Origin of the sequence: Mesorhizobium sp. Z1-4, assembly GCF_004000235.1 — a bacterium.
Taxonomy (GTDB): Bacteria; Pseudomonadota; Alphaproteobacteria; order Rhizobiales; family Rhizobiaceae; genus RCIO01.
On sequence record NZ_RCIO01000010.1, the window covers coordinates 22,664 to 29,865 of the forward strand.

The window sequence follows — 7,202 nt, forward strand, 5'->3', positions numbered from 1 at the left end:
AGAATGCCGTGACCGTGGAANTTCATACCACGGCTTTTTGCCGATTTTTGCCGCGGCGCGATTTGTCCGGGGTTTGTCCCGGAAAATTCCGTGATTTGTCCGAATCTTTTCGCTTGACAGGAATCCGGGCGGGGCTGGGAATTCAGCCTTTCCGCCCTCTCCGTTTTCGGATGCGCCGGTTGGACTTTTCGATCTCCCGGGCCACGCGCTTCATGGCGTCCGGCGAGGTGTCGAAGCCGGGGCGCTGATCGGGTGGAATGTGTGAGGGTGAGCGCTGCGGGCGCGACGCGGCCACGCTATGTGCCGTCTCGTGTGCGAGAAAATCGGCAAGAGCGTCAAGTTGCCGAGGTTGACGGAATTCCGCCGTTTCCCCGTTGAGACGATCCGCAATGCCTTGGCACAGGCGGCTTACAAGCCAGCGCAGGGTTCGGGTTTTTATTGCCTCGCGTTCGGCGAAATCTTCGACCTTTCGGCCCTTGGTGGCCTTCACATCGGCCCAGCCATATAGCAGACGGCGATCGGATTCGGACGGAAGCGCGTTGATCCAACCCCAAACGACGTGCATGCGGTCGATGGCGCCGGGTGATGGGCGTGCACGGATCCTGATCGCGGAATAGTCGAGCGCATATTCGACCCAGGACCCGCCGACACGCGCCAATCCATGGCCGCCGGGCAACATGCGGAGCGTCTCGGCTGCCTCGATGATCTGGCTCTCGACCTGCTTGGCCGTCCACTGCTCGGTCATTGAACCGCCTCGTCGGGATACCGGGCAAGGATGTGAAGCCGCTTCTTGGTCAGGCCTTCAAAACGCCACCCGTCCTGATAGAAACAGTGCCCCCATGTCGGTCGACCTGCGCGCATTGTGGGTCTGACCTTCAACGGGTCGACATAGGTGAACAGCCGCGAGCCCGTCCAGCGTTGCCATGCGAGCGTCCGGGCGTCGGCGAGGAGATTGCTCGCTAAATCGCCGCCTTCTCTACGAAAGATGGCGCAATTAACGCCCTGCTGGTTGTCCATGCTCTTGAACTTGCGCCAGACACAGAGCGCGTCAGCATCCTTGGTGAGCAAGACCATCTTCTCACCCGGTCCGACGAAAAGCAGCGGCTTGCGGCCGTCGGCATAGACGTAGCGCGAGTAGTGACGGTCAAAGATCGCGCGCGCGGTGTCGTTGCCGTCACGCACCTCGATCCAGCCGTCGCCGATGAGGAAAGGCTGTACCATCAGGCGGCTTTCTCCGCTTCAATGGGGCGGTCCTGATGGAGTTCCAGCGCAATCAGGATGTACATCACCTGGCTGACCCGCAGACCTTTCGCCAACGCCTTGGCCTTGCGCCGCATGTCGGCAAGATCGATGGCGTCGAACTGGTCGAAGAGTGCCGTGCCGCGGTCGACGATGCCCGGATGGGCGAGCAGCAGGGCCGAAACGGCCTGCAGCGTGTCGCGGTAGAGCTCGCCGGCATTGCCCTCGGTCTCGACAATCAGGCGCAGAACCAACGCGAGATGCCCCTCCCCGTTTGCCTGCCCTATCCTGCGCAGCGTGCCCTTGGCAAAGCACACCTTCGGGCGGCGAGGATCGAAGCGGTGCGGCCCGTTCGAATCGAGGAGCCGGACGCCGCATTTATCGGCGATCTTGTGTATGTCGCAGGGGTGCCGGGTCACAGCGGAATATCCGGATCATCGAACATGTCGCGCTCACCCGGCGAAAGCTGCTGATCCGCGCTTTGTCCCGCATTTGTCCGCGTCTCGTCCGCGTTCTGTCCGCGCTTGAAGGTTCGTGTGAAACCCCGCACTGGCTTGCCGTCCCACCACATATACGGGTGCGAAACGCCGATGATCCCGTATCGCAGCAGCGCATCTTTCGCGCGCTTGAACTCCTGCCTGATCTGGTCGCGGGCCTTCTTTCGGTCCTCGACCTCCGGCATCTTCTCGAGTGCGATATCGCGATATACATCCCATCCGATCACGATCCGCCCGATGGCGGCTTTCGGACCGTCCGCCTCACTGGCAACGAACTTGCCGTAACGATCGGCGGCATCGAACAGGTTCATGAGGATGCGGCGCTCGGTCGGGTTGACGCTGAAACCCTGCCGCTCCTGTTCCTTCTTCAGACGGTCTTTCTCCGTCACGGTCACGACGGCGCATGACGTGATCTCCTTGTCGGTGCCGTCCGAGCGCGCCTCCATGCGAACCGGAACGGAAATGAGCGTGAAGCGAATTTTCTTGCCGTCCTCCCCGTCCTTGATCTTGTCCAGCACGGCATCCCTGATGCCGGTCTGCTTGTCGTGATCGATCAAAATCACCTGGTCGACGTCGTCGCGAATACTGGTGTTGCCGCGCAGTTTGTTCCCGCCGGCATTGGTGTGGTGCACCAGCATGACGTGGCAGCCGGTCTCGCGCTCGATCCGATAGACGTTCGCGACGACGACTGCGTAATCCTTGCCGTTGATCTCGTCGATGCCGGGCGCGGCCTTCTTCAGCGTATCGATGACAATCAGCCCGGCCGGCACGCCGAACTTGCTTTCCATCTGCTCGGAATGCCCCCGCACATCGGCAATGAAGTTGTCGACGTCCTTCTTGTCCTTGGTGAGTATGTCGATCGGCACCGGGACAAGCATGAAGGGCACTTTCTCGTCGTCCTTCACCTCGAAATGCCGCGCGTAGGCTTCCTCGCGGTCGTAGAGGCCGTATCCGCCCTCTCCGGCCTGGTAGATGACACCGGCGCGACGAACAGCCAGACCGAAGAAGTCAACGCCACGACAGACGCACATCGCCAGGTGCAGGGCGAAAAACGACTTGCCGCAGCCCGACCGCCCACCGACCACGGAAGCGCCAGTCGTCGAAATCCAGTCTTCGACCAGGTATTGCAGCCGCTTGCGCGGCTTCCCGCGTTCGCCCCACGGGACGGCCGGGAAGTGCGGTCGAAACGGCGGCTTGAGGAACTCGACCGTTGCCTTCTCGAATGCCTCGAAGTCCTGAATTGGTGGTATGGCGCTCACGTTCCGGTCTCCTCGTCCGAAAGGAGCACGTCCGCGAAGTCCTTGCCGTCCGGCGCCATAGACACCGATACCCCAATCCCCTGAGTGTGGAAGCGCCGCGCAGCCACGAGCAGGCGCGCCCTTGTCATATGTGGATCGGAATCACCGTCGCCGATCAGCGTCACATGCTCGACCTCGCGCGGGAGCAACAGGCCGGGTCTTTCCATGTCCGGGGAGCCGTTCGGCACCGTGCGGCCCTCCCGTGTAGGGTGCGGAGCTGATCCTGTCGCGGAACCAGACAGATTGCCGAGCGACACAGCTGCCGCCACGGCAACGTCACCGTCGGCCATGCCCAGCGCGTACCACGCCTGCGACGTCTCAATGCCCTCACCGATCGCGAGATGGCGAGACATGGGCGATAATTGGATTATCCCACCGCGCTGCTCGCCCATGACCTTCTTGGCCTTGTTGCGCCGTTCATCGCCTGGCGGGGAGAGTTTCGCGGGGCGCTGAGGATCGAGATAAGTGCGATGCAGTCCGATGATCGCGCCCTGCCGGTCGCGGATCGCGGCAAGCATTGCAGGGAAGTGACCCAGATCCGTTTCGTCGTCGGCCTCAGTATCCGGGAAGCCTCGGTATTTGAGTTCCGCGGCAAACCGAAGGTCAAAGGTCCAGCGCGGCACCACGGGCAAACCGCGGGCCTTCAGATACGCTTCGACGTGAGTGCCGGCCACTGGCTTGCCTTCGGCGAATATCCGCTCCGATGCCGAGCGGACGCGCTGGCGGGCTTCGCGTTCCTCCGCTTCCCATCGCTGCTTGCGCTGCTCTATCGCGGCGCGCTCCTCGGTCGTGACGAATACCTCCTTGCCGCCGAGCGCCTCTACCGCTTCCTGGAACGTCTTGCTGCCGAGTTCGCGCAAGACATCGATGTGGTTGCCCTTCGCCCCGCAGCCAAAGCAGTAGTAGATGCCCTGCTCGTCATTGATCTTCAGGCTGGCCGTTTTTTCGCCGTGGAAGCAGCACTTGGCCCATATGACCTTGCCGCGCCCCTTTCCTCGGATGCCATAGCGCGCGAAGAGTTCCGAGATCGGCACCCGGTCCATGAGGTGCTGCAGTTCTGTCTGGTCGACCTGCATCAGCGCCGCGCGACCTCCACGACCCGCCCGCCGCCAAGAAAGAGCCTTTCGGCCTCCATGCGCAGTTGGGCTTTGGGCCCGGTCGAAAGAATGCCGTGACCGTGGAAGTGCGCATGGCGCGCCTCCCATGCAGCCAGCAGGGCATCCTTGGTTGTTGCGTAGACCAGAGGCTCGCCATTGGCGCGCACCCAGTCCCAGCCGCCCGTCGCCTTGCGGAAGCGGGCGCGGTGGCCGNTGCCTCCCATGCCGCCAACAGGGCATCCTTGGTTGTCGCGTAGACAAGCGGCTCGCCATTGGCGCGCACCCAGTCCCAGCCGCCCGTTGCCTTGCGGAAGCGGGCGCGGTGGCCGCCATAGACGGACACTGCTTCGACCGGGGATGGTTCGCGGGTTGGTGGAACGATTTCAGACATCTGCAGCACCTCCGTTGAGATGTGCAGTTTCGTCCTGAACCTCNCGCCCGTCGCCTTGCGGAAGCGGGCGCGGTGGCCGCCATAGACGGACACAGCTTCGACCGGGGATGGTTCGCGGGTTGGTGGAACGATTTCAGACATCTGCAGCACCTCCGTTGAGATGTGCAGTTTCGTCCTGAACCTCGGGCGTTACGTTTCCCGCAGACAAGAGATCAAAAAAGCTGGGCGTCGAGCGCTTGGCTTCAGCTTCCCGGCAATAGTAGAGACCGTCCTTAAAGCTCACCTCGCTGAGCTCCGATGCGACGCCGCGCCGACCTTTGAGGACCGCCCGATAGGGCACCGTCATGAGGCCACCGAAGGGGTCGTAAACGAGCTCGCCCGGATTGCTGTAACGATCGATCAGTCGGTCAACGATGTCGAACTGCAGCGGACAAATGTGCTTCTCGACATTGCGGCTCGATTGGCTCCCGTTCAGCGTGAGCATTCGCACCACGTCCGACCATATCCATGGAGAGTGTGAGGTCGGTGCGAGAGCCATGTACTTTTTCGGCAATCGATCCTTGGCCGAAAGCGCCTCGCCGATGGCGACGACATCCTCATGATCATAGACATGGCCGCTGCTGTAGGAGCGGAACGCCTTGGGCACCGCGTCGGGAGGAAGCATGGTCCACTCCTCGCGTGTAAGGAGCCTGTCGCCGCTGGACCGCCAATGCGCGTGCGCATCGATCTGCCAGCGCGCGAGACTGTAGCTCTCCCGGCTTTTCGTGACCGGAGTGTCGGCATAGCCGCGGCTACGGTCGGTCTGCGGCTTATGGAAGAGAAGGACATATTCCGGCGAACCGACGCCCATCTTCGAGCCGTCCTTGAGCATTTCGGTGTAGCCGAGCCGGTAATTGCCGTTGTTCTCGGTTACGACGTCGGTGTCGACCGTGATCATGCCGCAATAGTCGAAGCCATGACGGGTGAAGTGGAAGATCGCCTCGGCATGAAAGGGCGATATCGTCGGCAGTCCCGCGCCTGTCACGTTGCCGAACATCACCCGATCTTTCACGTGAACGCAGCACATTCGGCCGGGCTGAAGGATCCGTAGCAGCTGCGGCGTCAGGAAATCCATCTGCCGCCAGAAGTGGTCNATGCACACAGCACATTCGGCCGGGCTGAAGGATCCGTAGCAGCTGCGGCGTCAGGAAATCCATCTGCCGCCAGAAGTGGTCGTTGTCGTCGGTATGGCCGAAGTCGTTGTAGCTGGCCGTGTATTCGTAGTGATTGCTGAAGGGGATCGAGGTGATGACCTGTCCGACGCTGGCGTTATCCTGGCGGCTTGCCTCGTCCACGCAGTCGTTGAGCGCGATGCGGAAGAATTCTCCCGCCTCTTGGCGCCGTTCAACGCCGATCGAACGCTTCAGCACCGTATCTATCGGCAACCGCCCCAGCCCGTATTTGCGGATGATCTCCGTCATCCGCTCCATCATCCGGTCGTGCTCACCCCACTTCTCTTCGAGAATGCGCCGCGTTCCGCGTTCGGCCTCGGAATGGATTATGTCGATCGTGCATTCGTGCTTCTGGCCGAAGCGAACGATCCGATAGATGGCCTGAATGAAGTCGTGAAACTTGGCGTCGATGCCGACGAAAATCGCCCGGTGACAATGCTTCTGGAAATTGGAACCTGCGCCGCTCATTTCGGGCTTGGTTGCAAGGTGCTGAAACTCGCCGTTCTTGAAGCCAACGGCGTTCGCCTCGTTCTTTTCCAAGTCCTGCGACCCGTAGATCGACCGGACGCCGGGCACAGCCGCCTCGATAGCCCGGCGCTCATCTTCCAGGTGATGCCNGATTGGCAACCGCCCAAGACCGTACTCGCGGATGATCTCCGTCATCCGATCCATCATTCGGTCGTGCTCGCCCCACTTGTCTTCAAGGATGCGCCGCGTGCCGCGCTCGGCCTCCGAATAGATGATGTCAACCGTGCATTCGTGCTTCTGACCGAAGCGTACGATCCGGTAGATCGCCTGAATGAAGTCGTGAAACTTGGCGTCGATGCCGACGAAAATCGCCCGGTGACAATGCTTCTGGAAATTGGAACCTGCGCCGCTCATTTCAGGCTTGGTTGCGAGGTGCTGAAACTCGCCGTTCTTGAAGCCGACGGCGTTCGCCTCGTTCTTTTCCAGGTCCTGCGACCCGTAGATCGACCGGACGCCGGGCACAGCCGCCTCGATAGCCCGGCGCTCATCTTCCANGGCACAGCCGCCTCGATAGCCCGGCGCTCATCTTCCAGGTGATGCCACAGCACATGATGGTCATCCGGCGCATCGGCGAGCAGCTCGATCATCTTGGCAAGGCGCGCTTCCATGCTCACGCGTTTCTCGCGGGCGGCATGAACGACGCTGGCGCCCGGATCGTTGATCAGAAGCCCCTGCCCGTCGCGGTCGGTCCCGGCCGCCGCATGGTCGGTAGGAACTTCGTGCCAGCGGACGGTGTATTGCGGCAGCACGTAGCCATCATCGGGGAAGCCGAGGTCGGCCGGCGATTGCAGGAACACCGCCCAGGAGTTCACCCAAAGCCAGAATTCATCTTCTTTGTGCGGGTAGAGCGTCAGGTCGTTGGCGCGTTCCGAATTGCGCTGGAAAAAGCGGGTCAGCGCCTGCCCGGTGTCCATGACCTCCAGAAAGCCGGCATAGTGGAT

At 61.8% G+C, this 7,202-nt stretch carries 6 protein-coding genes; all 6 read right to left on the reverse strand.

Annotated elements, in window-relative coordinates:
• Positions 1 to 142: 142 nt before the first annotated feature.
• Positions 143 to 745 (reverse strand): hypothetical protein, encoded by a 603-nt coding sequence (locus EP165_RS19870; protein ID WP_127524600.1) that lies wholly within the window; start codon positions 743 to 745, stop codon positions 143 to 145.
• Positions 742 to 1,221 (reverse strand): hypothetical protein, encoded by a 480-nt coding sequence (locus EP165_RS19875; RefSeq protein ID WP_127524601.1) that lies wholly within the window; start codon positions 1,219 to 1,221, stop codon positions 742 to 744. Before EP165_RS19875 ends, EP165_RS19870 begins: the two co-directional genes overlap by 4 nt.
• Positions 1,221 to 1,658 (reverse strand): hypothetical protein, encoded by a 438-nt coding sequence (locus EP165_RS19880; protein WP_127524602.1) that lies wholly within the window; start codon positions 1,656 to 1,658, stop codon positions 1,221 to 1,223. Before EP165_RS19880 ends, EP165_RS19875 begins: the two co-directional genes overlap by 1 nt.
• Positions 1,655 to 2,995, reverse strand: coding sequence for an AAA family ATPase (locus EP165_RS19885; protein ID WP_164743111.1), 1,341 nt, complete (start codon positions 2,993 to 2,995; stop codon positions 1,655 to 1,657). Before EP165_RS19885 ends, EP165_RS19880 begins: the two co-directional genes overlap by 4 nt.
• Positions 2,992 to 4,110 carry a DUF7146 domain-containing protein gene (locus EP165_RS19890; protein ID WP_164743112.1) on the reverse strand — a complete coding sequence of 373 codons (1,119 nt, stop codon included), beginning with the start codon at positions 4,108 to 4,110 and terminating at the stop codon, positions 2,992 to 2,994. The genes EP165_RS19885 and EP165_RS19890 overlap by 4 nt, the downstream gene beginning before the upstream one ends.
• A 545-nt stretch (positions 4,111 to 4,655) precedes the next feature.
• Entirely contained in the window at positions 4,656 to 5,459 is an 804-nt protein-coding gene (locus EP165_RS20490; protein WP_206075959.1) for a hypothetical protein, read from the reverse strand.
• Positions 5,460 to 7,202: the final 1,743 nt, after the last annotated feature.